We start from the raw sequence: 26,474 nt of genomic DNA, 5'->3' as shown, positions 1-26,474 counted from the left end.
AACACCGTCGTACTATTTTACTTTTTATCCCCTTCATCGAGGTTCGTCCCATCAGACCTTGCGTTAGCAATCACACTCAAATCCTTTAAAAATCGGCTCCTTTCAATAGGAGCTAACTTATCAATCACGGGTTGCCATGCGCGCGTTTCGTCAATGCGCTGATGCGATGGCAACTGCCAAGGTACAATGGTAAATACCTGAGGTTGTTCTTTATTCCCTCGTATGGTGTCTTCCAGTCGCAAAATCTCCTCTGAGCTTTGCGCAAAGACTGAGGTCGACAGACACAGCAAAAGCGCGAAGAAAGTGACATTTAATGGCAGTTTAATCATCCGAATCACTCCTTTGTGAATTGCTATTTCTTGCCAGCGCTTGAATCTGCCTTTCAAGGTCCATTAACCAGCGCTCTGCCAGTTTTATTTCTTTGTTAAGCTCGCTAATAATGGCGCTGTTTTGAATATTTTCGTTGCTTTTATCAGTTGCAGAGCCAGCAGCGCTTGCGCGTTCTTGTTCAAGCAGCAATAGTTGGGTATAGATTTGATAGTCTTCATAAGCCGCCGCCTTATTGCCAATATAGAGGTCATTCAGTACCGCTCTGTTTCGATACGATGGGGCATGCGCAGGATTCGCGCGAAGTGCTTGATTATATCGCTCAAGCGACTGCTCAAACTGGCCAAATTCTCGATGCAGCATGGCAGCGCGATTGGCAGCGCGATAATTATCTGGATTAATGCTTAAGGCCTTTTCATATGCTTTAAGCGCTTGTTGTAAGCCAAGCGGGTTGTTGCCGTCTGGGTTTGATACTGCGTTTCCAGCCGAGGTATCCGCCTTCAGCGCTTGTAGCGTCTCCGCTTTTAAAACATCTCCCTTCAACACATAGGCCGCACTGTTAAGTGTACCCCCCGTATTGTTTGCATCATTCTCGGCTTTCTCAATTAAAGTACTGGCTAATGTGAAATCGCTCTGCTGATAAGCTTCAAGTGCTTCCAGCAATAAAGCACGCTGCCTAAAGCTGTTGCTTCGCCTGTTTTGTGGGTAGGCTACCGGGGCAACGCGCAATTGACGTGCATGCATAAGTTCAGGTGAGTCAGCTGTCTGCAGCTCAGATATTTTATTGTTTTGTGGATTGGTTTGCGCTTGCTTTTGGTCTTGGTTTTGGTCTTGCTTGGCACTTTGCTCTTGAGCCTCATCAGTGTTTGTAAAAGGAGATTCAAAGGTACTGACGCAGCCGCCAAGCATTATCGTAATCATCATTGCAAGCATTGTTGCAAACTTCGTTACCACTTTTAAAAACACCAAAGATAATGAGGATGTTCCGGCGCGCTTGGTTTGCAAAGCGCAGGCTCTATGTTTAGCGCTGGATAATTGAGATCTACAGTTCATCAGCACTTATCTCCGAACGAATTTCTGGTTTGTTATAACGGGCAGGCATGGTGGACGCCAAAGCAACAAAACTCTGTTGAACGTAGCGATCAAATACGCCAGATTGCGTGCGAGCGATATTGTTCTCATGCAAGCTAATTGCCGTTTCTTCAAATGGATAAGCTTGCTCTTCCAGTAAAATATCGTATTGACTTAACTCAAGCTCACTTAAATCATCCGGGCGCTCTGAGGCCATCAGGTCGTCGGCTAATTGCATATACAAGTTCGCCAACTGGTAATTGGCCTCGGTACTGTATTGCGCTACCGCAAAGGACATCACTAGATCGTAGGCCTCAATAGCTTTATTCAGGGCATCTTGTTTTTTCGCCAAGCTTTGGGCAATAGGCAAGGTCAGTTTTATATTACGAAACACATAATCAGCGTCTTTTGCAAAAACCATGGCAGACATGGCCGCCAGGTAGCGAGAACGTGGCGTGCCTGCGCTTGCCGGTGAGTTTGATGTCATGGCTAATTGCGCTTGCATCAGTTTATTTAGCCAAAAACGGCGTTTGCTGGGCTCATTGGATTCCACATAAAACTCACTCATGCGATAGCGTGCTTCATTTGCTAAATCCATGGGCTCAGGGTAGCTGTGAGCATAAGTTCTAAAGCTTGATAAGGCTTTATCGCGCATTTTGGCTTTATCGAAAAGTGTAGCGGCAGTATAAAGTGCCTCTCTGGCTTTCTCCTTCGCATCAGACATTTCAAGTTGCTCTGACGCGTCTTTGAACGTTAAATATTGATTAAAATAAATCTCGGCTGCCTCCGGCCAGTTTTCAGTTTGCTGATAGGCATAAAGAAGCTGCGCATCGATATTTTGGGCAAGGGGATGGTCTGGATAGCTCGTTGCAAACGCTTTATAGGTTTGTATTGCCTGAGGCCACTGCTCCAGTAAAGCATAGTAAGTCGCGCTATCGTACTGCGCAGCAAGCGCAAAGCTTGAAGTGGCTGCGTCTGTCAAAATCTGTTGAAAGAATCCTATGGCTTGCTCCACCGGCACTCTAGCACTCGCGCTAACAAGGATAGTCTGGCTTTGGGCCTGGCTTTGGGCTCGTGCGGAGAGGGCTTGAGGACTTAAATCCACAGAGGCTAGCAAGCTCTCTGCCTGCTTATATAAACTTGCGGCAAGTCGGTCAGTAAGTGCAGCTTCATTGGGCATGCCTTGCGTTTGCGAATAGCTGACCGGATTTTGCCTGACATCGCTTAAAAGCGCTCGGTAGTGCGTTTCGGCCTGAGCATAGTTTTGCAATTCAAAATCGCTGTGCGCCATCACTAAACGCGCCGAACGCTGTCGATTAGGCTCCGGAGTATGCATACTCGGTGCTACCGTCATTAGCCAAGTGGCCCATTGCTTGGCCTGGCTGTAGTCTTTCACAGCAAACAGGTTTTGCATCAGTCTCAAGGCAATATTTGGCGCTCGTCTGTCTTTGGCAAAAGTTTCAACAAAACGGATTTGACTCGCTTGTGCGCGTAAAGCAAATTGCAAGCTTTGTTCGTTGTCACGCTTGTCGTTTGTCGCCTCACTCTGCGGTAAAAATGCCTGTTCATTAGCTACGTTCTCATAAGCCACTTCTTCGTAAGCCAAAAGCGCAGCATAGGCAGCTTCAACCGCCATCGGGTTGGGTGAATCCAAATAAGCATAGGTTTCAAATGCATCGATGGCGCTTGCATATTCTTCCAGAGCTAAATAAGCCTCGGCCAAATAAAACCTGCGTTCCGCTACGCTGGGATCATCGCTAAAACTGCGAATAAAGTTCTCATAATAATCGATGGCTTGACGGTAGGCTTCCACTCTCAGACTCGCCAAATCGGTATCACTGGCCGTACTAAGTGTATTGCGCTGACTCTGACTTAAATTGTTGCTGGCAAAGGCTTTTGAAAAGTTACTCGCCGCAGAATTATCCGTCGACTGATCCATAGCTGAATTTGGCGCTGAACTTGACGAAGAATGGGTGGCTCTTGCCTGTAAAATACTTTCAATGCCTTGTGCAATACTATGTTCCGTTTGCGCCAATTCTTGCAAATAGGTGCGCAAGTAAGGCGCTGCATCCTGACCGATAGGCGTTTGTAAACTGCTAACCACGCCGTTTCCAATAGAATAACTTTCAACAAAGCTTTGCTTGGCCAGTAGCACTTTTGCAGGGAAATCTCCTAATATATAGGCATCGATGTGTCTGATATAGAACTCTACCGCTCTTGGATGACTTGGATAGCGCGTTGAAAAGGCTATGAGCGCGTTTGCACTATCCTGATAACGGTCATCATCCAAGTACTGTTGGGCTAACTCCTCGTAAACAAGATGTTCGTAAGCTTGACTGCCTTGGGCTTCAAAAAATGCTGCGATTGCCTGCGCATTACCCTGGTAGGAAAACGTCAAAGCCATGATGCGCAAACTATCCTTCACTAAACGCATTTCGCCCTTGGATAGCTCAAGCTCGTCTATGGTTTGCGATGCTATGCGATTCGCAGATGCACGCTTACTCGCAACGATTGAAGGAGCAAGAGACTGATCTATTGATAAGCTGTCTGATCCAGAAGGCACTTGCTCAGGCTTCAGTAAGGTATGCGCGAGCATGGTGTTGAAGGCAACGAGCGCACTGTCATATTTATCTTGCTTAAACTCGCTCCAACCTAGCATGTAGGCAGATATACCGTAAAAATCAGCACCATTAGCATTACTGACGATTTGCGAAGCATCTGCCGAATAAGGCCGCTGTGCGACTACCTTTTGATAATATTGCGACGCTTGAGCGTATTGCTGACGATTAAAATAATACTCGCCTATTCGAAAATACATCTCAATATGTTGCGGACTAATATCAAAATATTCGGGCGAAAAACTCGCAATAAAAGCTTTGGCAAGGTCTACGCTTTGTGACTTTTTACCCGCTAAATCAAGCGCTCGCGCCAATTGATAATGTGTATCCATGAGTTTTCGATTAAGTGCTTGCTGCTCATCGCTGAGCGTTTGCGTCTGTTGATCAGGGACTTGCACTTGATTTTCATTCAAAATTTTCAAATAAGCGGCAATAGCCGTGTCAAACACCGATGAACCCGCCGACGAGTCAAGTTGAGTGATAGCCTCAGCAGATGATTGATCAGAATTGAATTCGCTTGGCGTATCACCCCGCTCCAGGGCTTGCTCAGCAAGCAACATATTAATATCAGCCAGTCGAAACTGTACTTGCTTTCGTTGTTTTTCATCTTTAATCAACGGCAGAAGCGCTGCATACTCGTCGCGCTTTTGCTCAAGACTCAAACGAGGAATTTCTACAGGAGTAGGCTTAAAAGCAGAGGGATTAACACCGTCATTTGAGAGAGCGCTTTGATCGTCTGCTTCGTTACTGAGTTCATCTGTAACTATATCTCTGCCTTCTGGCATTAGGCCTAAGCTTTTTAAGCTGGGGCGCTCGCTTTTTCCTCGGGTTAAACGCTCACGCTCTTCTCGCTGAATCTCATCAAGGCGAAGCGTATTTTCTTCTGCCTGATTGCTTTGACCACCGAACAGGCCTGTCATGCCAGAGCCAGATAAAGCAGAACATCCACCCATAAAGGTAAGCGATAAGCCTAGACTTACCGCTAACGCAAGCTTGGTCATGCCTTTAGGGGCTTTTCGATATGATTTTGGTACACGCGCTACACAAAGAGATGAAGGAAGCATTAATGCAAACCTCCGCTATTTACTTGAGCGTCACTGTTTTTATTAAGTTCGGGTATATCAGAATCAGCCATATCAGAATCGGCAACTAAGTCTTGTAAGCGTAATTTGGCTAAGCGCGTATTGACTTCCTGTTCAGCTAACTGGGCCATGCGCGTATCAACAATATCTAATAGATGCGTCCGCAATGCCTTATCTGCCTTGTTATACAGCACAAGCGCGGCATCGCGCTGAGACATTAAACGAGTATTAAGTGCGTCCAAACGCATTTGCTGGCTAGTAAATAAGTTAGCGTCTTGCTGGCGACGTAGTAGCGCGTCTAATTGAAGCTGCGCATTTTCTACTGCCTGTTTAGCATCTTTTAACTGCTGCTTATGTGCCCAGGTTTGGGCAATCTTGTCTTTGCTCATTTCAAAATAAATTATGCCTTGGATACGTGCCAAGCGTTCAGCGTAACTTGGTTTTATCGGGCGTTTCTGCTCTGGGTTACGTGACTGTTCATTTAAGAGTCTGCTCAGTCTTGCCTGCGCCTGCTCAAGGCGCGTTAAATGGGCTAAATATTCAGGACTTGCCATTCGTTTATCTAGTTCTGACAGTGCCGCGCCATTGTTTAACCTTGCTTGTGAATTTGCACCTTTGCTCGCCTCGTCTTCATCAATTAAAGTATCAACAAAAGCACGCTCTAGCTGCGTTTGGATTTGAAGTAATTGTTCTTTGGCGCTTGCAATCGATGCCTGTGCCTTTTGTAAATCCAGTGAAGCCTGACGCTGAGCGAATCGTGCTTTTCTGACATCAAGCATTTGAGCGAGTGTCGCAATCTTTTTTTCCTTATCTGCTAGATTGTTAAGCATTTGCTTGGCAGAGGCACGCATTTCTAACAAATATCGAGTATCTATATCCGGGTGATTGGCAAAGAATAAGCGTTTAATATCAAGCAAAGGCTCGGGCCAATCAGAAAACAAAGCGTCGTTTTTTTGATAAGCATCAAAAAAATCATTCTGTTCGACGGCCATTGAAAATGCAGATAATTCGGCAAGATTCGTGGTAATTTGACGACTGGTATCATCTAAAGCGTAAAATGCTTCTCCCAATTTTCCCTGCTGCCCAAGCGCATAGGCAACGCCATAACTCGCCTGCAGGGAATAGAGTCCCTTAGATTGAGATTGCAAGTGTTCCCAAACCTTTATTGCCTGTAACCAGCGATTTTGCTTCGCTAGTGCCCAGCCTGCGCTCAGTAATGCCTGTCCAGCCTCACCCCCCTCACTAGAAACCGTATTGATTACGGCAAGCGCGTTTTCGTCATCTTGCTGCTGGAGTAAGGTATACGCTAAGCCAAGGTTAATCCTGTCAAAAAGGGCATTTTGTTCATCTATTAAGGCCCGGCTTTGTGCTTCAGCCAGCTTACCTTGCGCATGGCTATTTTCATCACTTGAAAACCAGGTCCAGGGCTTAATAATATCCAGACTGAACCAGTCAAATTGAATAAGGCGTTTACCTGCAGTGGCGGCTTTTGTGTACCAGGCGTTTTGAATACGCTGGTGGGTCAGTAGCGCTTGTTTCGCCTTTACAAAGAAATCAACCGCTTGCGCAAGGTGTTCCTTACTTGATACCTGAGCTGATACCTGAGCAGACACCTGACTTGATGACTGACTCACTGCTCGGTCCAGGGCCTGGTTAAAAGCTAGTGTACCTAAATTGGCGTAAACGTAAGCGGGATAAATTTCAGCCTCATCTAAACGGCTTAGCATTGAAGCAAAATCTTTATTCTGCATCATCAAAATATAGGTATTTAAATAAATAAGCTCCTGCATTTGCGCATCGCTGATGTATGAAGCGAGCTCATCTTGTTCGATGGCGGCAAAGGCGCGTTGCGCCAGGTAAAACTGCTGATTGTCAAAGCCTGCTTTTGCTAACCAGTACCAGGTGTTGGCTTGCACATAGGGCGAGCTTGTGCGCGATAAGAGTCCTAAAAAGAGCGTTTGTGAACTTTTATATAAACCCAGGTTAAGTTGGGCAGCACCTTGCATTAAACGAAGCCGATCTGAATCATCAATTGATAACTGCATAAACCCGTGTCGCTTGTCACCTCGCGCGATGAGCATCAGCACCTCATCATATTGCTGCTGAAAATAGGCGTAAAGCACGTGTTGATAATCGGCAATTTGCTTAGCCTGTGTGTATTGCGTTGTTAATTCAGGCGCGTCTTGTGCAGACTTGTCAGTTACGACATCGTTACTGATGTCTGGGGCATTTTTCGGATCTGTTTGCCCGTCTTGCGATACCTCTTTGTCCAGCCCAAACACCCGTACTGCGCGGTCATACCACGACTCCTGAGCGTACGCCGCTATCGTCATACTGCTTAAAACGAATGCAAGCATTAAGCTTGGAAACTTTTTCATCACAAGGTTTTTGCCGAAAATACAGGTTGCTGTTTTGATGTGGAATCTACCACGCTTAACTCGATGGCAACGGGCTCATCGTCTTTTTCAAAATTGATGGTCACACCGCGTTTGTATTCACGCTGCTCTGGTCCGGTCCCAATAAAAAATGCGGTGAGCTCGTGCTGGCCTTGCCCAAGATTGTCTACGTGCAGGCGCTGTACACCGCCACGATAGAGGGCATCTACCTGCCGCTCTGTGTATAAGTAATGCGTACTTACTTCACCATTTAGCTTAAGCTCCACCGAGTCTAAAGCGAAGTATTCACCCACATCCATCGAAAGATAAATGGCGACTTGCGTCGATGACGGGAAGAGCAAGTCTTCTTCTAAAATAAACAGGTCGCGATTTAAATTCACCATCGCTTGTCGCAAACTCTCAATTTCTTTAGCGAGTTCGCTTTGGCTATTTTGCGATTGAGGCTCGCCTGAAATATCCGTCTGAGCCATGCCGCATTCGCTGTATGCCAGAAAAATTAAAAAGTAAAAGACTGCACGTATTTTCATGTTTATAACCTGTGAAATAAGCCCGAAGACTTTGTAAAACGCCTCGAATGAACACGCTCTAATAAAAAATCGAGCCATAAAGCTTGATGACGCTAGCGGAAAAGCCAAACAGTGGCTCTTCTCCCACCGGCGCATCAGCGGTTGCATCTCTAAAATCTTCGTAGTCAAAATTCATATAATCGTATTCAAAATGAATACTGCTTTTCTTTATCATCGCCGTTTGGGAAAATTCCCATTCATAACTTAAGCCTATTCCAACGGTTAACCCGCTATAGGTGCTCATTTCTTTATCACGCGCCATAAAATTAAATTGATTGGGCCGGTCGAAGAGATCCTGATAAAAATCAGCTTTTTCTTGTGAGTAGTAGCGCACAAAAATATCGAGTAAAAAGCCATTGTAGGGATGCAGATACCCAAGTCGCGCGTTGCTTGCGTCTATCCCCCAGGAATCGGAATAAATCCGTGCGTCTGCATAAATAGCTGCCCGATAGGGAAGATAATAATTAGCGTTCAATGAATAGGCATTTGAAGAGCGCGTTTGAGGATATAGTTCCGTCGCTGTGCTGTATCCTCTTGCCGAGTCGTTGTCCCGATAACGATAAAAGCGATAAGGATTATTTAAATAGCCCTCATCAGAAATATGCTCTGCATTGAAACCCATTATTAAGCTTTTTGTGAGTACTTGCGTCCAGGCAAAGCCAAACTTTTGTCTGTCAGCTTCTTCTAGAAAGTTTTCATCGCCTCGACGACCCACTTCGTCCCAGCCTTTTGCATAAGAAAGTGAAATGGTCGACAGGTCGCCAAAAAAGTCCTGCGATACGCCTACATAAACAGAGTTGGCTTCAAAATCATTTTCACTGGAATTAGTATAGCTTAGGCTCAATAGGGTTTTCTCGTGAAGAAAATCAGTGCCTACTGTGGTTTCTCTGCGCTGTTCAGTATAAGGAGAAGCCGTCGCTCGCACATCAATAGAAGCGCCTGAGACAGTATCCACATAATAATTGGCAGAAACAGAGACATGATTACCAATTTGCTTTCTCAATAAAACCGATGGGCCGTCAATCGTCACGCCATCGCCTTCGTAGCGATGATACATCACGTCGGAACGATCTTGCGGTAACACGGCCGCACTGACACTGAATGAAAAGCACATAAAACTCAAACAGAGCAGTAAAAAGGCCAGCATAAGGCCCTGTTTGCTCTGCCTTCTCAGCACGCGTGAAATCGTCAAATCAGTTACAGCCACAACCGCCACCAGCTCCGCCGTCAGCGCCGCGTGCGCCTTCTCGTGATTCATTGACATGCTTGGCATAGGCGAGCGCTATCGGATTGCGATTGACGCTCATGATAGGGTCTGCCAGATTGCTTCGCTCATAAGGTTTAACCCATGGCTCCAGCTTAAAATTTGCCAGGTCAAAACCCTCCTGTCCGTCCCCAAAAGTGGACGCACATCCGCCTAATGAAACTAGCGCGATAAGCAGAGAAGCCTTCGCTATCGTCTGCACTTTGCGTATTTGAGGGCTATTTGTAAGTTTCATTGCTTTACTCCCGCATCAATAATTTGATGGCTTTCTCGTATTTTTTCTCATCGCCGCTGCGATAGCCCATATGCAGTAAGCGCTGATTTCCATCGCGATCCACAATAACCGTGGTAGGCATGGCGTTCACATCGTACAACTTACTCACTTCGCCTTGCGTGTCATAAAGCACAGGAAAGCTCACCTCAATATCATTCAGTAATACGTCGGCTTTACTTGCTTCATCATCGACATTGACAGCTAAAATCTCAAAGCCCAAATCCGCATATTCCTGGTACAAGGCTTCCATCGCCGGTAATTCTTCTCGGCAAGGTCCACACCATGAGGCCCAAAAATTCACTAATACAATATTGCCACGCTGTTCTGAAAGACGAATATTGCCGCTTTCTTTGCTTTTTAAGGTGAAATCAGGGGCAAGCTCGGTGCTCGGTGAGGCTGCCACCGCCGCTGAATTGATAAACAGTAAATTAGGAAGCAAAAGCGCAAAAGTTAGCGCAAAAGTAGCGGCCGGTCTTGCCGCTTTGCCTAAAACACTACAAGTGCTTTTAAGCCTTAATAACGATAATGAGGGAAAAGTAAGTAAACGTTGTTTCATTCTATAACTCCAGGCGCTAGAAAAAGAAAGTGGTTGAAAGCGTATAACTTAAGTTATGCACATTCTTTTCAGTGCCGATAATATCGCTCTTGAAAACATGATCACGTACATCTAATCGTACCGATAGATAATCTGTAACAAGTAAACGATAGCCCGCCCCCGCAGATAGGGTGAAACGCTCATCTCCTCCGAATTCGGTATTGCCCGCACCAAGAGTCAGATAAAAGTCGGTGTTAAATACAAGCGAGTCGGTGATAAACAGCTCGCCATTAAAATTGTATCCGGCAGATATATCGTAATATCGGTAATCGCGCTCATCTTCGGTTAAAAAAGGCGCGCCGCCCGATAGCGTTTCAAAACTGGTTTCGCCTGCGCTTGCTTGTCCGTAGCTTGCCTCTATAAATAAATGCTCATTGACGTGGTAGGCAAGTCGCGCCCCGTATACCACGTCAGATTCAAAATCTTCAATGGAGATAAATCCAACAAAAGCGCCTATTTCAATGTTTTCCGAATCAATATCAAATTCGTCAATATCACGGCGCTCAACATTCGGGTCAATATCAGGCGCTTGCACCTCGGATGATTGCTGCATGCCCACCGCACTCATTGAATAAAACAGCGTGAAAATGACAGTGCACATGACAGTGAACGGCACGATACTGCAGCTAAAGCTTGTGAGTAGTGTTTGAGTCTGTTTCAAAATTCGTTTCCTATTAGAAAAAAACGCTTGCGCCAATTAACCATTGGTCCAATCGCTCTTGTTCATCCCGGTCGGTAAGCGCAAGAAGTCCTCTGTATTCGGCTTTTACCAGCACACTGCGTGCCAAGTAGTAACGTACACCGATACCGACTTCATAGTGGTTGGATTTTCTGACTTCATCGCCGCTTTGCACAAGATTTGATCTTGGCTGCGTGCGGATTTCTCCAGTGCCAAGCGCCAAATAAGGACTCACTCGCCACTGAGGGAAAAAAGTGTGACGCATGCGAACAGACCAGATTTTATTATCAGAAAAATCGCCTAAAGCCTGGGTATAGCTGGCGTCTACGCTCAAATTCTTGGTCCATACCCATGTCGCGCTTGCCGTCATAGCGGTAATATTATCAAGCGCGCCTCCCATGAGCGTGAGTTCAACATCTCTTTGTAAGTAATCTTCAAAGCTTCCAGAGGATGCAGATACTGGCGCGCCATCATCGAGCACCGTTGCCTGCAGGGAATCGATGCTTATCCATCCCTCAATCACTTGCGTGTTGCGCGTTGCGCGTATTTTGTACCAGGCAGTGCGAGATTTTAAAATTGTGATGCGCTCGTTTTGTTCTATTACATGAAAAACCGGGTATTCACTCGCCGGACCACTATGCACGTTGATAAAGGGGCTTTTGACGGTAACGTCTACTTCATCTGCGTACACGCTTAAACAAGCTAAAGCGCTCAGACACAGCATTACAAACCGTGCAGCTTTGATTATTTGATTGATATAGAAAGGACGCTTCATTTGGCTTAATCCTCTGGAGCATCAAAAGGATTGTTATAATACTGCCCGCCTACATCCAGCCATTCGGCAATAAGTCTAAGCTCGGCCTCACTTAACATTCCCTGATGCGAACCGCCTTCAAAGGGCGCAAAAAAACGATTGCTCGCCAACGCGCCCACAACGCTCATACTGCTTTGCACATTGACCGTTTGCGTGAGCGGGATTGGATTGCCTTGTGCATCTAAAATCAATTCGCCTTCTTCATCTCTTGCAAAGACGGGATCGCCATTTGCGTCAAGCACTGGCTCCAATCGGTCCAATAACGCCCCATCTACAATCTCTTGCGCGTTGTCGTTAAACATGAGTTCGCGATAACTGGTCAACACGTCTGGATCATCTGTTGATGGCGTGGCCGATAAGTCGAGCTGGGCAAGAGGAACACGTAACATTTCATCTGAGTCACTTGGGCTATGACAGGCTATACATGTGTTATCGGCAATGATGTTATTTAATTCATCACGCGTGGACCTGTCTACCTCGAAAATAGGCGCAATATGATCAGGAAAGTTGATAACACTTCGACAGATTGCCGTCCAGGTTTGCGCGCAGGCCTGACTAATGGGTAAGGGCGTTTGTAAATCCGCATACGCGTAGGTAAAACTTTGGCTTGGGCTTTGTAAATCGGGGTTAGTCCAAATGTCTTCGTACTCAATATCTGCACTGAGCCTGGGTAAGCCAAGCACCCGCGTGACTGTTTGTGCCATGGTCTCACCTAAATCAGCAAAAAGCGCGGGATTTGTATTAGGAAAAGGCAGGCCGGTGCTTGGGGCGCCTGCATTTACAGAAGGCGGCTGGGCATCAATACGACCATGAGGTGCTGCGCTGTCTTGCGTATGACAACCGATGCAGGTTTTTTGCTCTCCCGGCATTAACTGAAGCCAGTTATTATGACGCGAAGAAATACGTTTACCTTGTGCATTAACTACACTAATAGCAAAGGGGACATTCGCCGGAATAGCAACTTCTACCGAGCCGTCAGGTTGAATAGGGGTGTATCCTACTACCTCTCGCATAAGCTGATTGCGAGAGCGGCCAAAGGCGCTATTGTCGAATTCAAGCACGTCTTCGTCAGGAATAGAAACGGATTTTACCACTCGTAAAAAGCGAGCCGGACGTTGCTGTGCACTTACCTGAGTTGGGTCGCTCATATTAGCAAGTCCGAATTCACTGGTATCGACACCATCTACATCATACACACTTTGGATATGCAGTACGCCGTAGGCCTCGTCAATCAAAGACGGGTTATCTATATCTATGGTCGTTTCAGGATTCGCCGGGAAAGGACGAGATTCAAGCGCAACCACTTCGCTTACCACTGAGTCTAGCTGCGGAATATTTAAAGGAAGCTGGGTTTCTTGCGCTTGACCTTCTTGTGAGCCATCCGCATCATTCGCTCCCCCGTCGGCAGCTGGGTCGTACATCCACAGGCCGTAAGCAGGTGGGGCTTGTTCAAAGCTTTCATCTGCCAAGTTTTCTTCAGAGCACGGTGCGATGGTGCGCTCTTCATCCGGTGGCGGATTTTCGGCTTGCTCTTCTGATAGAGGCTGAAAAAGCCGACACTGCGACCAGCTAAATATTATCCGGCCGCTTCCGTCCCACAATGGATATAAGGCATTGATGTAACCCTGTGGAGAAAGGTCCTGAGTAAAATTGATGTTATCGAACAGCACGCTTTGTTGTGCTGGACCGCTCTGACCGGCAAGCTCGGCAATTGGTGTCGTATTATCAATATACTCATTGATATTAATACTCACGTAGTTTGTGCCAAAAAGGGGATCATCAAAGGAATTTATACCTAATAAAACCTGTCCCTGTGGAGTGACGCTAGCTTTACTAAACTGCGTATCAGATAAGCCTTCTACCGAATCGTGACTGTGGCGTCCATACATTAAAGTTAAATCGCTACCATCTGCGTTCATTTGATAGAGATTTAATCCTTTGTCACCCTCCATTTGATCCCAACGACTAAACAGTATCTTTCCATTTGGCAGAATAATGGGGTCAAGGTCGTGGCTTTGATTAAAGGATATCTGCACAATACCAGAGCCATCGTTATTCATAATATGCAAGACTGAAGCGTGGACATCTAAGCCTTCTTCCAGCCCTGCATACTGCGGTTTTCCTTCATCAAGTAAACGCGCCTGATTACCTCGCTGACGAGTGGAACTAAAAACAATTCTGCCATCGGCTAAATACACGGGACCTGTGTCATCGCCTGCCTCGGCTACAATATCTGAAGCAATGATTCGTCTTAGCTCGTCGTTACTTCGGTCATATTCGTAGATGTTCCAGGAAGGCGGCTCATCCATTCCCTCTAATTCCGGTGCTCTTGCGGCAAAAATTATCCGCTCACCGCTGTAGTCACTTTCTAAATCTTTTATATCTATTGCAAAAGCAAGGCGCTCTTCAATTGAGCTTTCGTCATTAAATTCCGGGATTTGTGCATCTTCGCCCAGCATTAACTGAAGCAATCGTGGTGTTAAGTCGCTTTCTTGAGCAGAAGCATTTGCACGGGCTTTAATAAGAAGTGAAGCGCCTGGTATAAACTGAGAAGGTTGACTCAGGTCGCGCAGAGGTTCGCCCTCTGACAGGCTCAGATCTCGTTCTACAAAGGCGATAGGCACATCGATTACCACCGGATCTGGCTCTTGCTCATCATTAATAATCACCGAACCACCGCATGCCGATAAGCATATCGACGAAATAGTGACCAGAATGAGTAAACTACCTTTGCCCGCTTTGTTCATGCATTACCTACTTCACTTGGTGCGAATATTTGATAGAAAATGAAGCGTCAAAATTATCGCTAAACCGACTGCTATCCAAAATTTCCAATCAAATCAGCAAGAATCGCACCTACTTTTCAACCCGAAAGCTTAACGGCATTCTTGGGAAGTGTTCTAGTGTCGCGATTCACAGACTATTTTGTTCTAAACCGAAATATCTACTGAATTATGCTTCTTTAGATAATTTTAGCGGCTTAGACTGACAGCCTCATATTATTCTGGCAATGCACCGTTCTATATATGCGCATGAAATTAAATAAGTATAAAAATACAAACGATAGATGCATGAAAAAGCAACAATGCTTAGATATAAAAAGTAATAAAAATAAAGTTGTTATAGCAATTAAAACTAACAATTTATTTACAAATAATCCGCGTTACAAAACAGTTCTTATAAAAAAGAAAAGAAATAGAATATTTAAGCATATGTTTTTAATATACTTTCTAATTAAATGGGCTCTAATCTGCCGGTTTAGCAAAAACAGCTTGTAGACAATTTGCGACAAAATGATTGGCCAATTAATTTTTAAACACGCATTATTTAGGCTCAGATGCCAAGCAGCGACTTAGGTGTAAAAAGCAATACAATATAAAAGAAAGGCAGAATAGGGTTTATGCCAGTCTCTTGTTCAACACGGCACGCATTTTGTAAGGCTTTTATGAAATGGGCTAGAAATAGTGCTATCGAGTGCTAAGCGCAAAAAAAGCTTGAACCAATGTTATGAGAAACGACACCCGCCTCTTGCAGCATATAACTAAATTGATTTGAACTCACAGTATAAATAAACATCAACGCGAAACAGGAGTAGTGTTATGTATCGATTTCGCACATTAAAGTTTGCCCGGGCCTGGCAAATTTGCGAGCCAAGTGCGAAATGCACGCTATTACAAGATGCGAAATGCACAGCAAAGCAAATTCATTTAATGCTTAGGAAAATTATCAGAGCATCACAAATTAGGATATCGCGTTTTAAGGTCATCGGCCTTACGTGTTTGCTCGTACTTTCTCATCCATCTATGGCAGACTCTTTATCTCAAGCCAAACGCATGCACGATCGTCTGGCCGGTGTACCTGGCTCTCAAAGTACATTGGAAGAGATGGCCACGCTCATTGATGCAGGCGACCCGAATGCCGCAGCCTATATAGCCATGGAAAATCCTAACTTTTATAACGTCACGCTTAAAAACTGGGTGACCCCATGGACAAACGAAGAGGCGGACATTTTTGCGCCTTTAAATGACTATACGGCAACGGTAATTGGTATGGCGCGAGACAATGTTGATTTTCGACTTGTACTAAGCGGGGATATTCTTTACACGGCGCAAGGTGTGTCTGGTATTCCCGCTTACAGTACCTCAAACAACGCGCATTACGAGACATTAGAAAATAACGGCGTTGACCTGTCTACTGCTTTAGTAAGAAGCACACAATCGGCCATCACCGGCTTACCCAGCGATGCCACAGCTGGCATCATGACCACGCGCGGTGCAGCCAAATCATTTTTTAAAGATGGCACGAATCGCGCGATGCTTCGCTTTACCTTAATGAATCATTTATGTACCGACTTGGAAGCTTTAAAAGATACCAGCTTACCACCAGACAGAATTCGTCAGGATCTAAGCCGAAGTCCGGGTGGCGATAGCCGCATTTTTGCCAATTCATGCACCGGTTGTCACAACGGTATGGACCCGCTAGCCCAAGCTTTTGCTTACTACGAATACGAATACAATGTTGAGGCTGATCCAGAAGGTGAAAACGGACAAATCACTTACAACAGCGCTGGAGAATTAGATCCTCAAACCAACTCTCGCGTAACTGCCAAACACCGAATCAATGCAAATAACTTTCCCTTTGGCTTTATTATCGAAGACGACCGATGGGATAACTATTGGCGTGAGGGCATTAATCAGACGCTGGGTTGGTCAGAGCAGCTAAGCGGTTTTGGCTATGGTGCAAAAAGCATGGGAGAAGAGCTTGCAAATAGCGAGAAGTTTGCAAGCTGTCAGGTTAGCAAAGTTTTTGAAAACGTGTGTCTACGTTCACCTCAGGATGCTGATGATCGAAGTGCGATATCCGCCATTACATCTGCTTTTAAGAGCGATGGCTACAATATTAAAACCGCCTTTGCGCAAAGCGCAAGCTACTGCGCAGGAGAATAATATGAAAGTCTTTAATTATTGTGTTCTTCTTGCAGGCTTGAGTATTTTGTTAAGCGCATGCGGCGGCGGAAGTGACACGCAAGTGCAGGAAATGCCCGCGCCACCCACAAGCTCTGAACCCGTAAATAATTACAATGGTCCGGCGGCGGCCACTACCGACGTGCAAAATTTTAAAGTCAATGTGTGGGATAATCTTGCCACAAAAGATAAGTGCGGAGCCTGTCATATCCAGGGTGAGCAGTCGCCTCCGTTCGCCCGTAATGACGATATTAATGAAGCCTATGCCGTCACCAATACTTTGATAAATCAAGGCAATATCGCAGAGTCATTGCTTATTACCAAGGTTGCCGGTGGACACAACTGTTGGCTAAGCAGTAACCAGGCCTGTGCTGATTTAATGACAACCTGGGTTGAAGCCTGGTTAGATACAGATGAATCTGCTACTGCAATAACGCTTGAAGCACCAGTCGCCAGAACCGTAGGGGCAAATAAAAACTTTCCTGCATCGCCTGATTTATTTGAATCAAACGTCTATCCTCTGCTTGAAACCTATTGCAGTGAGTGTCACCAGTCTAGCGCCGCTATTCCCATCTCTCCGTATATCGGCTCGTCTGATGTGACCGAGGCTTATCTGGCCTCTATTTCTAAACTGAATTTGGATGTGCCTCGCGATAGCCGGATAGTGGCTCGTGTGCGCGATGAGTTTCATAACTGCTGGAGCGGAGATTGCGCCTCGGATGCGCAAGCCTTGACCGATGCAATCACTGCCATGGCCAATGCTATTGATTTAACAGAACTTGATAGCAATCTGGTGGCATCGAATGCCGTGACTTTGTTTGAAGGGACGCTTGCCAGTGGTGGCGGACGCTTTGAATCAAATCTGATTGCCAAATGGGAGTTTAAAACCGGCTTTGGCAATACTGCTTTTGACACTAGCGGCGTTTCTCCGGCGCTTGATTTAACGCTCTCGGGTGATTACAACTGGGTTGGCGGCTGGGGAATTCAGTTAAATGGCGGTAAGGCACAAGGCAGCACCGGCAACAGTAAAAAGCTGCATGATCTTATTGTATCCACGGGGGAATTTTCAGTTGAAGCCTGGATTGCGCCTGCAAACGTGACTCAGGAAGGCCCTGCACGCATCATTTCATATTCTGGTGGTGACGACAGTCGTAACTTTATGCTTGGACAAACCTTATATAACTACGACTTCCTGTTAAGAAACGAAAACACCGACAGCAATGGTGAACCGAGTTTGAGTACGGCTGACGCTGATGAAGATTTGCAGGCAGCACTACAACACGTTGTTATTAATTACGATGGAAGTGGCGCACGAAAAATTTACGTCAATGGCGAGGATACACAAGATACAGATGCCATCGAAGCGTCGCTTCTTAATGATTGGGACGACAGTTTTGCCTTTGTGATTGGCAGTGAAGTAAGCGGCAGGTTTCCTTTTGCTGGCACCGTGAGAATGGTTGCGATTCATAATCGCGTTTTAACGCCAGAACAAATTAGCAGCAACTTTGATGCAGGTATCGGACAAAAATTCTATTTGATGTTTGGCATCGGCGATATCGTTAACATCGAAGATACCTACGTTGTATTTGAAGCCAGTCAGTTTGATACCTACAGTTATTTGTTCAGCGAACCTTTCTTAGTGAGTTTGCAAGAGGGTGCTAATCTGGACGGAATCGAATTAGTCGGTATGCGCCTGGGTATAAACGGACGGGAAGAAAAAACAGGCCAAGTGTTTGCGACGTTGAATACGGTGATTGACGCAAATTCTGGCAATGAATTGGGTGGCAAGCCTATTTCGCGCCAGGGTACCATTATTCCCGTACAAAAAGGGCCAGAGCTGGACGAATTTTTCCTTACTTTTGAAGTGCTTGGCGATGCGACTTCTGTGCGAACACCGGCACAAGCTCCTGTGCCTGCACTGCCACAAGACTTACCCGAACAGGCCGCGATAGGCGTTCGCAATTTTGAAGAAATTAACGCGAGCATGTCGGCCATTACCGGCGTCAGCATTAATGAGCCCGGGGTTAGAGCTACCTTTACACAACTGCGGCAGCAATTGCCAAGTGTGCCAAATCTCGATAGCTTTGTGACCGCCAATCAAATGGCCATTACCCAACTGGCTATCAAATATTGTGATGCATTAGTGGAAGATACGAGCTTACGCGCTCAGTTTTTCCCCGACTTAGATTTTTCAGTTGATGCAAATGCAGGCTTTAATACCGCGACAAGAAACGCGATTATTAATCCACTTAACCAGAAAGTCTTAGGTACTAACATCAGTACGCAACCAGACAGCGCAGAAGTGTATTCGGAAATCAGCAGTCTCATTGATAGATTAAGTGCCTGTAGCAATACAAACTCTTGCTCGTCTGACACCGGTATAACTGTAGTAAAAGCAAGCTGCGCCGCGATTATTGGCAGTGCTGCGCTTGTCATGCAATAGAACATGCAATAGGAAGTCGAAACATGAAAAAAACGACATATAGTTTTAAATCGCATAAAGGCACAAAAATAAGCCGTGCACTTCATAAAGCACATGGAAAAGACGATGTCTTGTTGCATGATGACCATTCAAAACCAATGACACGACGCGATTTTATCGCTCAGGGTTTTTGCGCTGGCGCGGGTGTGTTAGCGGGTGCGTCAGTGCTATCACTCTTTGCCAATCCTCGCAAAGCAATGGCTGCTTTATCGCCCGACCTTGAAGCGCTAAAAGCTGGATGCGGAATAGCCACGCAAGGTGCTGGCAAAATCCCTTTTATTGTATTTGATTTAGCAGGCGGTGCTAACATAGCAGGCTCTAATGTACTGGTTGGCGGTCGAGGTGGGCAACTGGATTTTTTAAGTACGCAAGGTTACTCCCGACAAGGACTACCGGGCGATATGCTGCCCTCTATTGCTAACCCTGATACAGGTCTGTCTGACTTTATCAATACCGAACTCGGCTTAGCTTTTCATGCAGACAGTGCTTTTTTGCGCGGCATTCAGGATAAATTGAACGTCACCAATCGTGCAAATGTAAACGGTGCCGTTATTCCTGCTCGCTCAGAAAATGACACAGGAAATAATCCGCATAATCCCATGTATGGCATAAATCGAGCTGGAGCAGATGGTTCACTGCTTACCTTAATTGGCTCTCGAAACACCGATTCAGGTGGCAACTCGATGGCACCCGCAACCTTGATTGACCCGTCAAAACGCCCCACAAAAGTCGATAGACCTTCTGATGTAACCGGTCTTGTCGACACAGGCGATTTAGTGGGTTTATTAAGCCAGGAAGATTCGGTCGCGGTGATGGAGTCGATTCAGCGAATTTCTGATATGAAACTCAATCGTGTAAATACCCAAATTACGACCGATGAGGTGGTGAAAGATTTGGTGCGCTGCGGCTATGTGAAAAGTGCAGATATAACCGATCGTTTTGGTGATCCCAGTACGCTTAATCCTGAGCTTGATCCAATGATAGTGGGTGAGGGCGGTATATTTTCAGCTGAAGAATTTGCTTCCGATAGAGAATTCCAAAAAACCGCATCTGTGATGAAACTCGTGATGAATGGCTTTGCCGGAGCAGGCACCATTACTATGGGTGGTTACGATTACCATGTTGGTAATCGCGCAACAGGTGAAGTTCGCGATTTACGCGCCGGAAGATGCATGGGCGCGTGTTTAGAATATGCGGCTCGTTTGGGCGTCCCGCTTATGATGTATGTAATGAGTGATGGCTCGGTGTTTAGTAACGGGATGATTGATGATTCGGTAGACGGTCGCGGAAAAGGGGTATGGACGGGTGATAACTCCTCCACGGCAGGTTCGTTTTTCCTTGTTTATAATCCCAACGGCACACCGCAGTTATTGGGCGCAAACGAAACCGAACAAGCCATGCATCAGCAAATTGGTTACATGCGTCGCGACGGCAGTGTTGAAACCGCTTCAACACCAGCAGCGAACAACGTTAACTTACTAGTAGAAACCGTAGTACTTAATTATCTTGCACTTCACGGAGAACAAGGCAGGATGAATGAAGTTATGCCAAACAATGGTTTGGGAAATGCAGCTTTAATGGATTCACTTACCGCATTCGCACCGATAGTAAATGGGACAATCTAGGGTACGTCCTAGTCTGGTTCATTAAGCGTTAGGGGTGACCAAAGTTGCTCCCAGCGCTTGGTTTTCTCCTGAGCGCTAAATGTTTTAGGCGATACAAAAATCGGTTCTTTAAACTGCTCGGCGCTGTGTAGGCACTGTGCATTAACCGCGCCAATTCGTCGCTCGTCAAGGTGCAGCATCACCGCTACCGTTTGCTCGCAGTGACGACAACTTAAAAACTCTGCCTGATTAGAGCCTTGACGTTCATGCCTTAAGCTAATGCTGCTTTGGATCTGGATTTTACCCTCTGGGTCTGAAATGTATGTGAGCTCATTCTGGCGACAGAAGTCACAATCACATGCCCTTGGGGCATAGTTTGAAAGCACCTGTGGTAGATGAACGTGTAATTCCACTTGATTGCAAAGACAAGCGCCCGTATAGCTTATCAACGATAAATCTCCTCTCTGGTTATATCGCTATATACCGCTTGGTAAAGATACCACTGACAGAAGACTGGGCTAAAGACGAAAAAGCTTGATGAAGGGAGGCAAGCCTTCGAATTTTTAGTTGCATGACATTTAAATGCTGCGAGATAAGGTCCATAACGATGCTCAGAAAAGCATGAAATAAACAATTTTTTTACATTAAAATCACAAATTAGTAATAATATAAAAAGTGGCCTACACTGACAGAGACTTTTATTGTCTATCTAAAAGGACGACGCTATGAAAGCATATATGTATATGATTCTTGCTCTGTCTTTTGCCCTCATGTCTTGCAGTCAAGAGCAAAGACAAACTGCACCGGCAGACACCACCGATGCACCTGAAATAAGCGCTCAAGCACCTGATCCAACACAAAATCAAATGGATGATGGGGCTAAAGAAGAGCTAGCCAGCTCAGATCAAGACACCTCATGCAGTTTCAAACTGGGTTTTGATATTTGGTCACCTTACCAGTATGTCGATGTTGATGATCAGGTGAGAGGACTTGACGTTGAACTTATCAATGAGGTCACACAGGATATGGGCTGTGATATTGAGTATATTCAAGGCACTTGGGTAAGTTTACTTCAAGACTTGCAAGATGGTGAAGTGGACATGCTCCTTGGCGCATCGAAAACTGAATCGCGAGAAGAATTTGCTTATTTTAGTGAGCCTTATCGCACAGAAGAATATGCTGTTTATATACGAAAAGATGATGAGGAAGTTGCCGAACTTGCTGATATACAAGCGCTTATTGATGAAGGTAAGCGAATAGGCGTAGTAAGTGATTATTTTTACGGTGACCAAATGTCTGAGATGCTTGATGATCCTGCCTACAGCGACCAGTTTGTATTCAGCATAATGGGTGAATTAAATATTGCACGACTCTTGGATATGGACATAGATGCCTTTGTTGAAGATAACTTTGTGGGCGCCTCTATGCTCAGGCGAAAGGCCATGAACGATTACATTGTTGTGCATGGACATCAAATTGAAACAGGCGACATTTACGTTATGTTTAGTAAAGCCTCGGTAGATAAGGCGCGTGTTGAAACATTCAACGAGCGCTTGCGCGACTTTAAACAAACCGAAGATTATCAGATGATGATTGACAAATATCGAAAATGAAGCCTGAGTTTTTCAGATAGATACAAATTTTTTGTAACCAATTTTCTGAGGAAGCGCGCCCTATTTTGCTTCCTCATTATCAGTCTTAGACTTAATCAAGCTTTTTCTAATTGTGATGAAAGCTTACATAATTAATTCGACTATTTGTATTATGTAGGGTTATGACTCGTACTTTTCTGACAAGATTAAAAAACTGCAGTTGGTTGGAAAACTAAATTCTGAAGGTAAAAATTGAAGTCAATTCGGACGCTATGAATCATTGTACCAACAGGCTCTGTAAGACAAAGAGAAGAAGTTCCAAAAGGTTACAAGTGACGACCACAATCCATTCTTTGATGAAGGACTCTGACAATTCTAATTCCATATGATAAGCGTCGAAATACAACAACATGCTTTCGAACAGAACTAAAGTAACATCCTTGCTTGATGTCATCTCTGGATTTCTCAGCCAAATCGTTCGAATGATTCGCCAAATAGTTGAAGTGACTTTCTAGTTCGTCGAGATAAAAATTTCTTTGCTCAACTCCCCATTCGGTTTCAGTGTAAAGACCAATTTCGTATAAATCATTTACAGCGGCTTTTGATATCTTATATCTTGCCACTACCTGCTATCCAATTTCTTCTTTATAGAATCCATTGAAAAATCTAGTTCGTCAGGGCTGTTATCACCTTCTTCAATCAACTTTCTAAGACTAGTGAGTTTCGAAGATGCACTCTGTTCTTGAAGCAACCGAAGTGCCGCCCGAATAACTTCGCTTTGGTTATTATAATCACCTGTTTGAACCATCTGTTCAATGAAATTACCCATTTTGGCGCTCGGTTGAAATGTAATTGTTCTTGCCATAGATGCTAAACCGTAAGAAATTTACTTACAAACTTATCGTAAGATGTATATTGACTCAAGTATTTTTTAGTAAAGATGGATTGGGAATGTTTCTGGTTTTTATATAAATCTAATGTGATTTAAGCTTTGCGCAGAGAACCTTAAAATTTTAGTTAAGTCGAGCGGCAGCAATTTGTATTTTGCCGCTCTACAGGCCATGTTGACTGGCGCCTAAAGACAATAAGCGGACAAAATGAACTAAACTACGAAGAATCGTCATGCCGTGCTGCGACACGGTACCTCCTTAGTTAACTTATGGAGCAAAAACGAGATCTTGTGTATTTCACTGAAGCTTGTGGTGCGTTTGCCAATGCGTATTGGAGCTTGCAACTTTCGTTGCAATGACGCGATTTTTCGTTAAAACTCAGTGAAACATCGAATCCAACCTCAGAATGCAAATAGCCAAGTTTGTTGGTCATATTGACCATTAATTTGGCTTGAGCACGATTTAATAAAGGATGGAAATACTTTATTCTATGTTTTTCAACAACTTAAAAATTGGAATTTTTTTTGCTTATTGCCTTTTACATACTGCCTTTTGCTGACTGCGTTCAAGAGAAGCAAACTTGCGAAAGATGTAGATTTTAAATACTTTGTTATAGTAAACATGTGCAATAGCAAAGCGTAAAGTCGGATAAAATAGACGTTTCAAAAGGAAGCTTACTATGTCTAGAAATATGGTAACAGCACTTGTTGTGTTGTGTTTATTAGTTGGATTTAAAGGCGCTGAATTTCTTTATACCAAGGTTGTTGAAGACGTGGTAGGTGTAGACGGTCAAGATTGGGAAGAGCGGCAATTAACTAATCGTAAAGGCATTCAGACGCTTAAAATTGGAGACTCGCTGCTTCACGTCACCGATAATATGGGTACTGCCGATTTTAATGAAATTTTGCCTAATTCTGATGTTCCGCTTCAGGTCCTCTATTATCGAACGCAGCGCGCGCATGAAGACGGTTTGACAACCAAAGACGAATGCACGCCACTGGTATTTGAAAATCAGACGCTTATTGGTTGGGGACATGAGTATTTGGCTTCAGTCGTTAATTGAACACGCCTCATTCTTTGAAGAATTAACTAATATAAAAGCCGCTTAAGCTCCTAAATTGCTTGAGCGGTCTAATTTGGGTAGTGGGAGTGGATTTATGCTGGCTTTGACTACTGCTTGTTAAATAAAAAGCATTATTGAAGTTGTTCCACATGAAACCTGCAAAAATATTTTCTTTCTCACCTTAACGCTTACTTGGTTTTTTATCGTAAATTGCTACACTGCGCGTCTACCCAATCTCCGTTTTTAAATTTAAAAAAAAGTGCTAACAGGGTGCCGTTTTACGATAACAACCCTGGAGCTTGAGGATAATTTGTGACTTATTGTTTAGCCATTCAAGTGAATAAAGGCATTGTATTTGCCTCTGACTCTCGCACCAATGCGGGAGTGGATTACGTTGCTGCCCATAGCAAAATGCATTCTTTTGTATTTCCGAAAGATCGCTGTGTGTTTATTTTAACCGCAGGGAGTTTGGCGACTTCGCAAGCGGTAATAAACCGCATCGAATCTGATTTAAATGATAGCGAAGCAAAATTTAATTTAAAAAAAGCGAACTATCTTTACGAAATTGCGGACTATGTAGGAGAGCTCAGTCAAGCTCAGCAGGCCAAGCACGAAGCAGCCATGAAGCGCAGTAACATGAGTGCTGAGTCAAGTTTTATTGTGGGCGGTCAGATAGGGCAGCACCCGTGCGGGATTTTTCATGTGTATGCCCAAGGAAATTATATTAAGGCATCGACCGAAACACCCTATCTGCAAATTGGGGAAAATAAGTACGGCAAACCCATTTTGGACAGGATCGTTTCGCCTGCCACTAGTCTTGAAGATGCAGCACGCTGTGCACTGGTATCTTTAGACTCAACAATTCGCTCCAATATCTCGGTGGGGCCGCCTATTGAACTGGCGATCTACACAAATAATGCCCTTGATACGCCGTATCAAAACACCTTTACACCTAATTCGACCATGTATAAATCTTTGCAAAAACAGTGGAATGAAGGCTTGAAGCGGGCGTTTAAGCGCTTACCACGATTTGATTGGGAAAAGTAGGGCGTTTCGCTGACTCGGCCCTTGTCAGCTATTTTCAGTACCTTTTTCCAGTACCTTGCTCTGAGCCGATTGCTCGATAATGTTGTGCACAAAACGCAGCTTGTTTAATGCGCTGATTGAAATAATAAACGGGTAAGCGTCGTCTAATCCCATGCTGCGATTAAGCGCATTGAGCGACGACGTTAACTTGCACCAGTCGTTAAATAAGCGCGTAAAGTTTCGCTCCGTTATTAGCGCATCATCATGTGGATGCTCATGCAGTGGATCGGAAAGCGCTGCGCCGCCTATACTGAAAGAAAAATGATTAGCGGTTTGCAGGGTATCCACCATATGCAGATAATGCGCCCATGTTTCTGCCCAGTCTTCCCATGGATGCATGCTGGCATAGGCGCTTATCCACACATTCTGCCAATTTGGATTGGGCCCGTTGGCATAATAAGACTGCATTGCATGTTGGTAGTCAATTCTCTCATCGCCAAACAGAGCGCGAAATTCATCAAGCTGGTCGCTGTCTTTTACTAGCTGGTCCCAGAAGTAATGTCCTGATTCATGTCTGAAATGCCCTAACAAGGTTCGATACTGCTCTTGCATTTGCTCGCGTATTTTTATGCGATTGCTGGGATCCGCTTCTTTTAGATTGATTGTGATAAGCCCGCCACTATGACCGGTAGACACATATTCTTTTAAGGTTAATTCATTGCCGAATTCATCTTCTGTTACATCTTCTAAAAACGCAAAACCCAGGCCTTTTTTAGGATCTTCCCATTTACTGACAATCGGCAAGTCAAGTTTTAAAAGCGAATAGAGCAAGCGACGCTTTGCTTCTTCCATGTAAAACCACAACTTGCGATTTTCTGCTTTATCTAAATTGGGTATGGTGTGGGTTAAGCGGCACGAGGTGCAAAGTGGATTGTCATCGTCGGAGCGCACCATCCAGTTGCACACATCTTCAATGGCATAATTGCGGCACTTGCGGTAGCTATGCTCACTTTGCACGCTTGTATATGTATTATCGTGACTGGGCTGGATATCGGCAACAACGAGTTTATCTGGTAAAAACCCTACCGACGCGCCACACTTTACACATTGAGTGTTTGGAAAATGCAGCGTGTTGCCACAAGAGCAAGTAAAGGTTTTCAATGAAAC

The 26,474-nt window shown here is 44.8% G+C and carries 21 protein-coding genes; 6 read left to right on the top strand and 15 right to left on the bottom strand.

The features are described from left to right. Positions 1-17 precede the first annotated feature (17 nt). Genes D6V41_RS06760 through D6V41_RS06710 form a run of 11 tightly spaced genes read right to left on the bottom strand, consistent with a single transcriptional unit; the run spans position 18 to position 14,433 of the window. Entirely contained in the window at positions 18-329 is a 312-nt protein-coding gene (locus D6V41_RS06760; protein ID WP_136250740.1) for a hypothetical protein, read from the bottom strand. After that, entirely contained in the window at positions 322-1,380 is a 1,059-nt protein-coding gene (locus tag D6V41_RS06755; RefSeq protein ID WP_136250739.1) for a tetratricopeptide repeat protein, read from the bottom strand. The genes D6V41_RS06760 and D6V41_RS06755 overlap by 8 nt, the downstream gene beginning before the upstream one ends. Beyond that, positions 1,370-5,080 (bottom strand): tetratricopeptide repeat protein, encoded by a 3,711-nt coding sequence (locus D6V41_RS06750; RefSeq protein WP_136250738.1) that lies wholly within the window; start codon positions 5,078-5,080, stop codon positions 1,370-1,372. The genes D6V41_RS06755 and D6V41_RS06750 overlap by 11 nt, the downstream gene beginning before the upstream one ends. Then, entirely contained in the window at positions 5,080-7,476 is a 2,397-nt protein-coding gene (locus D6V41_RS06745; protein WP_136250737.1) for a tetratricopeptide repeat protein, read from the bottom strand. Before D6V41_RS06745 ends, D6V41_RS06750 begins: the two co-directional genes overlap by 1 nt. Next, entirely contained in the window at positions 7,476-8,021 is a 546-nt protein-coding gene (locus D6V41_RS06740; protein WP_136250736.1) for a hypothetical protein, read from the bottom strand. The genes D6V41_RS06745 and D6V41_RS06740 overlap by 1 nt, the downstream gene beginning before the upstream one ends. A gap of 58 nt (positions 8,022-8,079) precedes the next feature. Next, complete coding sequence (locus D6V41_RS06735) at positions 8,080-9,318, bottom strand: DUF3570 domain-containing protein (protein WP_338324236.1); 1,239 nt, start codon at positions 9,316-9,318, stop codon at positions 8,080-8,082. Further along, positions 9,254-9,559 (bottom strand): DUF4266 domain-containing protein, encoded by a 306-nt coding sequence (locus D6V41_RS06730; protein WP_136250735.1) that lies wholly within the window; start codon positions 9,557-9,559, stop codon positions 9,254-9,256. The genes D6V41_RS06735 and D6V41_RS06730 overlap by 65 nt, the downstream gene beginning before the upstream one ends. A 4-nt stretch (positions 9,560-9,563) precedes the next feature. After that, positions 9,564-10,154, bottom strand: a complete 591-nt coding sequence (locus D6V41_RS06725; RefSeq protein WP_136250734.1) for a TlpA disulfide reductase family protein — start codon at positions 10,152-10,154, stop codon at positions 9,564-9,566. A gap of 16 nt (positions 10,155-10,170) precedes the next feature. Continuing rightward, positions 10,171-10,854 (bottom strand): outer membrane beta-barrel domain-containing protein, encoded by a 684-nt coding sequence (locus D6V41_RS06720; protein ID WP_241664450.1) that lies wholly within the window; start codon positions 10,852-10,854, stop codon positions 10,171-10,173. Positions 10,855-10,867: 13 nt separating this feature from the next. Further along, complete coding sequence (locus D6V41_RS06715; protein ID WP_136250733.1) at positions 10,868-11,647, bottom strand: SH3 domain-containing protein; 780 nt, start codon at positions 11,645-11,647, stop codon at positions 10,868-10,870. Between the two features lie 5 nt (positions 11,648-11,652). Beyond that, positions 11,653-14,433 (bottom strand): HzsA-related protein, encoded by a 2,781-nt coding sequence (locus tag D6V41_RS06710; protein ID WP_136250732.1) that lies wholly within the window; start codon positions 14,431-14,433, stop codon positions 11,653-11,655. A gap of 852 nt (positions 14,434-15,285) precedes the next feature. On the opposite strand from D6V41_RS06710, the gene D6V41_RS06705 reads away from it, so the two are divergent. The 3 genes from D6V41_RS06705 (at position 15,286) to D6V41_RS06695 (ending at position 20,757) form a co-directional block, all read left to right on the top strand. Continuing rightward, positions 15,286-16,632, top strand: coding sequence for a hypothetical protein (locus tag D6V41_RS06705; protein ID WP_241664449.1), 1,347 nt, complete (start codon positions 15,286-15,288; stop codon positions 16,630-16,632). A gap of 1 nt (position 16,633) precedes the next feature. Next, positions 16,634-19,093 carry a LamG domain-containing protein gene (locus D6V41_RS06700; RefSeq protein WP_136250731.1) on the top strand — a complete coding sequence of 820 codons (2,460 nt, stop codon included), beginning with the start codon at positions 16,634-16,636 and terminating at the stop codon, positions 19,091-19,093. 137 nt (positions 19,094-19,230) lie between these two features. Then, positions 19,231-20,757 carry a general secretion pathway protein GspF gene (locus tag D6V41_RS06695; protein WP_241664489.1) on the top strand — a complete coding sequence of 509 codons (1,527 nt, stop codon included), beginning with the start codon at positions 19,231-19,233 and terminating at the stop codon, positions 20,755-20,757. Between the two features lie 8 nt (positions 20,758-20,765). Here the strand turns inward: D6V41_RS06695 and D6V41_RS06690 are convergent, their stop codons facing one another. Then, positions 20,766-21,185 (bottom strand): GFA family protein, encoded by a 420-nt coding sequence (locus tag D6V41_RS06690; protein ID WP_136250730.1) that lies wholly within the window; start codon positions 21,183-21,185, stop codon positions 20,766-20,768. A 276-nt stretch (positions 21,186-21,461) separates the two neighbouring features. On the opposite strand from D6V41_RS06690, the gene D6V41_RS06685 reads away from it, so the two are divergent. Further along, complete coding sequence (locus D6V41_RS06685; RefSeq protein WP_241664448.1) at positions 21,462-22,349, top strand: substrate-binding periplasmic protein; 888 nt, start codon at positions 21,462-21,464, stop codon at positions 22,347-22,349. A gap of 305 nt (positions 22,350-22,654) precedes the next feature. Here D6V41_RS06685 and D6V41_RS06680 read toward each other — a convergent pair whose 3' ends face one another. Further along, complete coding sequence (locus D6V41_RS06680) at positions 22,655-22,951, bottom strand: type II toxin-antitoxin system RelE/ParE family toxin (protein ID WP_136250729.1); 297 nt, start codon at positions 22,949-22,951, stop codon at positions 22,655-22,657. Beyond that, complete coding sequence (locus tag D6V41_RS06675; protein ID WP_168710979.1) at positions 22,951-23,193, bottom strand: type II toxin-antitoxin system ParD family antitoxin; 243 nt, start codon at positions 23,191-23,193, stop codon at positions 22,951-22,953. The genes D6V41_RS06680 and D6V41_RS06675 overlap by 1 nt, the downstream gene beginning before the upstream one ends. Positions 23,194-23,897: 704 nt before the next feature. On the opposite strand from D6V41_RS06675, the gene D6V41_RS06670 reads away from it, so the two are divergent. Next, a complete protein-coding gene (locus tag D6V41_RS06670) occupies positions 23,898-24,281 on the top strand; it encodes a DUF3192 domain-containing protein (protein WP_136250728.1) in 384 nt (127 codons plus the stop codon). A 312-nt stretch (positions 24,282-24,593) separates the two neighbouring features. Beyond that, positions 24,594-25,328: a proteasome-type protease gene (locus D6V41_RS06665; RefSeq protein ID WP_136250727.1), complete on the top strand. Its 735-nt coding sequence runs from the start codon at positions 24,594-24,596 to the stop codon at positions 25,326-25,328. 24 nt (positions 25,329-25,352) lie between these two features. Here the strand turns inward: D6V41_RS06665 and D6V41_RS06660 are convergent, their stop codons facing one another. Next, entirely contained in the window at positions 25,353-26,468 is a 1,116-nt protein-coding gene (locus D6V41_RS06660; RefSeq protein ID WP_136250726.1) for a zinc-binding metallopeptidase family protein, read from the bottom strand. Positions 26,469-26,474 lie beyond the last annotated feature (6 nt).

The organism is Ningiella ruwaisensis (assembly GCF_004798935.1).
GTDB classification, from domain to species: Bacteria; Pseudomonadota; Gammaproteobacteria; order Enterobacterales; family Alteromonadaceae; genus Glaciecola; species Glaciecola ruwaisensis.
This window is presented reverse-complemented; position numbering and strand designations above follow the sequence as displayed.

Excerpts from the sequence above, each read along its gene's own strand:
- D6V41_RS06705 (WP_241664449.1), top strand. The coding sequence starts at position 15,286 with ATGTATCGATTTCGCACATTAAAGTTTGCCCGGGCCTGGCAAATTTGC.
- D6V41_RS06730 (WP_136250735.1), bottom strand. The coding sequence starts at position 9,559 with ATGAAACTTACAAATAGCCCTCAAATACGCAAAGTGCAGACGATAGCG.
- D6V41_RS06760 (WP_136250740.1), bottom strand. The coding sequence starts at position 329 with ATGATTAAACTGCCATTAAATGTCACTTTCTTCGCGCTTTTGCTGTGT.
- D6V41_RS06700 (WP_136250731.1), top strand. The coding sequence starts at position 16,634 with ATGAAAGTCTTTAATTATTGTGTTCTTCTTGCAGGCTTGAGTATTTTG.
- D6V41_RS06725 (WP_136250734.1), bottom strand. The coding sequence starts at position 10,154 with ATGAAACAACGTTTACTTACTTTTCCCTCATTATCGTTATTAAGGCTT.
- D6V41_RS06695 (WP_241664489.1), top strand. The coding sequence starts at position 19,231 with ATGACACGACGCGATTTTATCGCTCAGGGTTTTTGCGCTGGCGCGGGT.
- D6V41_RS06750 (WP_136250738.1), bottom strand. The coding sequence starts at position 5,080 with ATGCTTCCTTCATCTCTTTGTGTAGCGCGTGTACCAAAATCATATCGA.
- D6V41_RS06685 (WP_241664448.1), top strand. The coding sequence starts at position 21,462 with ATGAAAGCATATATGTATATGATTCTTGCTCTGTCTTTTGCCCTCATG.
- D6V41_RS06735 (WP_338324236.1), bottom strand. The coding sequence starts at position 9,318 with ATGAATCACGAGAAGGCGCACGCGGCGCTGACGGCGGAGCTGGTGGCG.
- D6V41_RS06755 (WP_136250739.1), bottom strand. The coding sequence starts at position 1,380 with ATGAACTGTAGATCTCAATTATCCAGCGCTAAACATAGAGCCTGCGCT.
- D6V41_RS06675 (WP_168710979.1), bottom strand. The coding sequence starts at position 23,193 with ATGGCAAGAACAATTACATTTCAACCGAGCGCCAAAATGGGTAATTTC.
- D6V41_RS06740 (WP_136250736.1), bottom strand. The coding sequence starts at position 8,021 with ATGAAAATACGTGCAGTCTTTTACTTTTTAATTTTTCTGGCATACAGC.
- D6V41_RS06670 (WP_136250728.1), top strand. The coding sequence starts at position 23,898 with ATGTCTAGAAATATGGTAACAGCACTTGTTGTGTTGTGTTTATTAGTT.
- D6V41_RS06715 (WP_136250733.1), bottom strand. The coding sequence starts at position 11,647 with ATGAAGCGTCCTTTCTATATCAATCAAATAATCAAAGCTGCACGGTTT.
- D6V41_RS06710 (WP_136250732.1), bottom strand. The coding sequence starts at position 14,433 with ATGAACAAAGCGGGCAAAGGTAGTTTACTCATTCTGGTCACTATTTCG.
- D6V41_RS06745 (WP_136250737.1), bottom strand. The coding sequence starts at position 7,476 with ATGAAAAAGTTTCCAAGCTTAATGCTTGCATTCGTTTTAAGCAGTATG.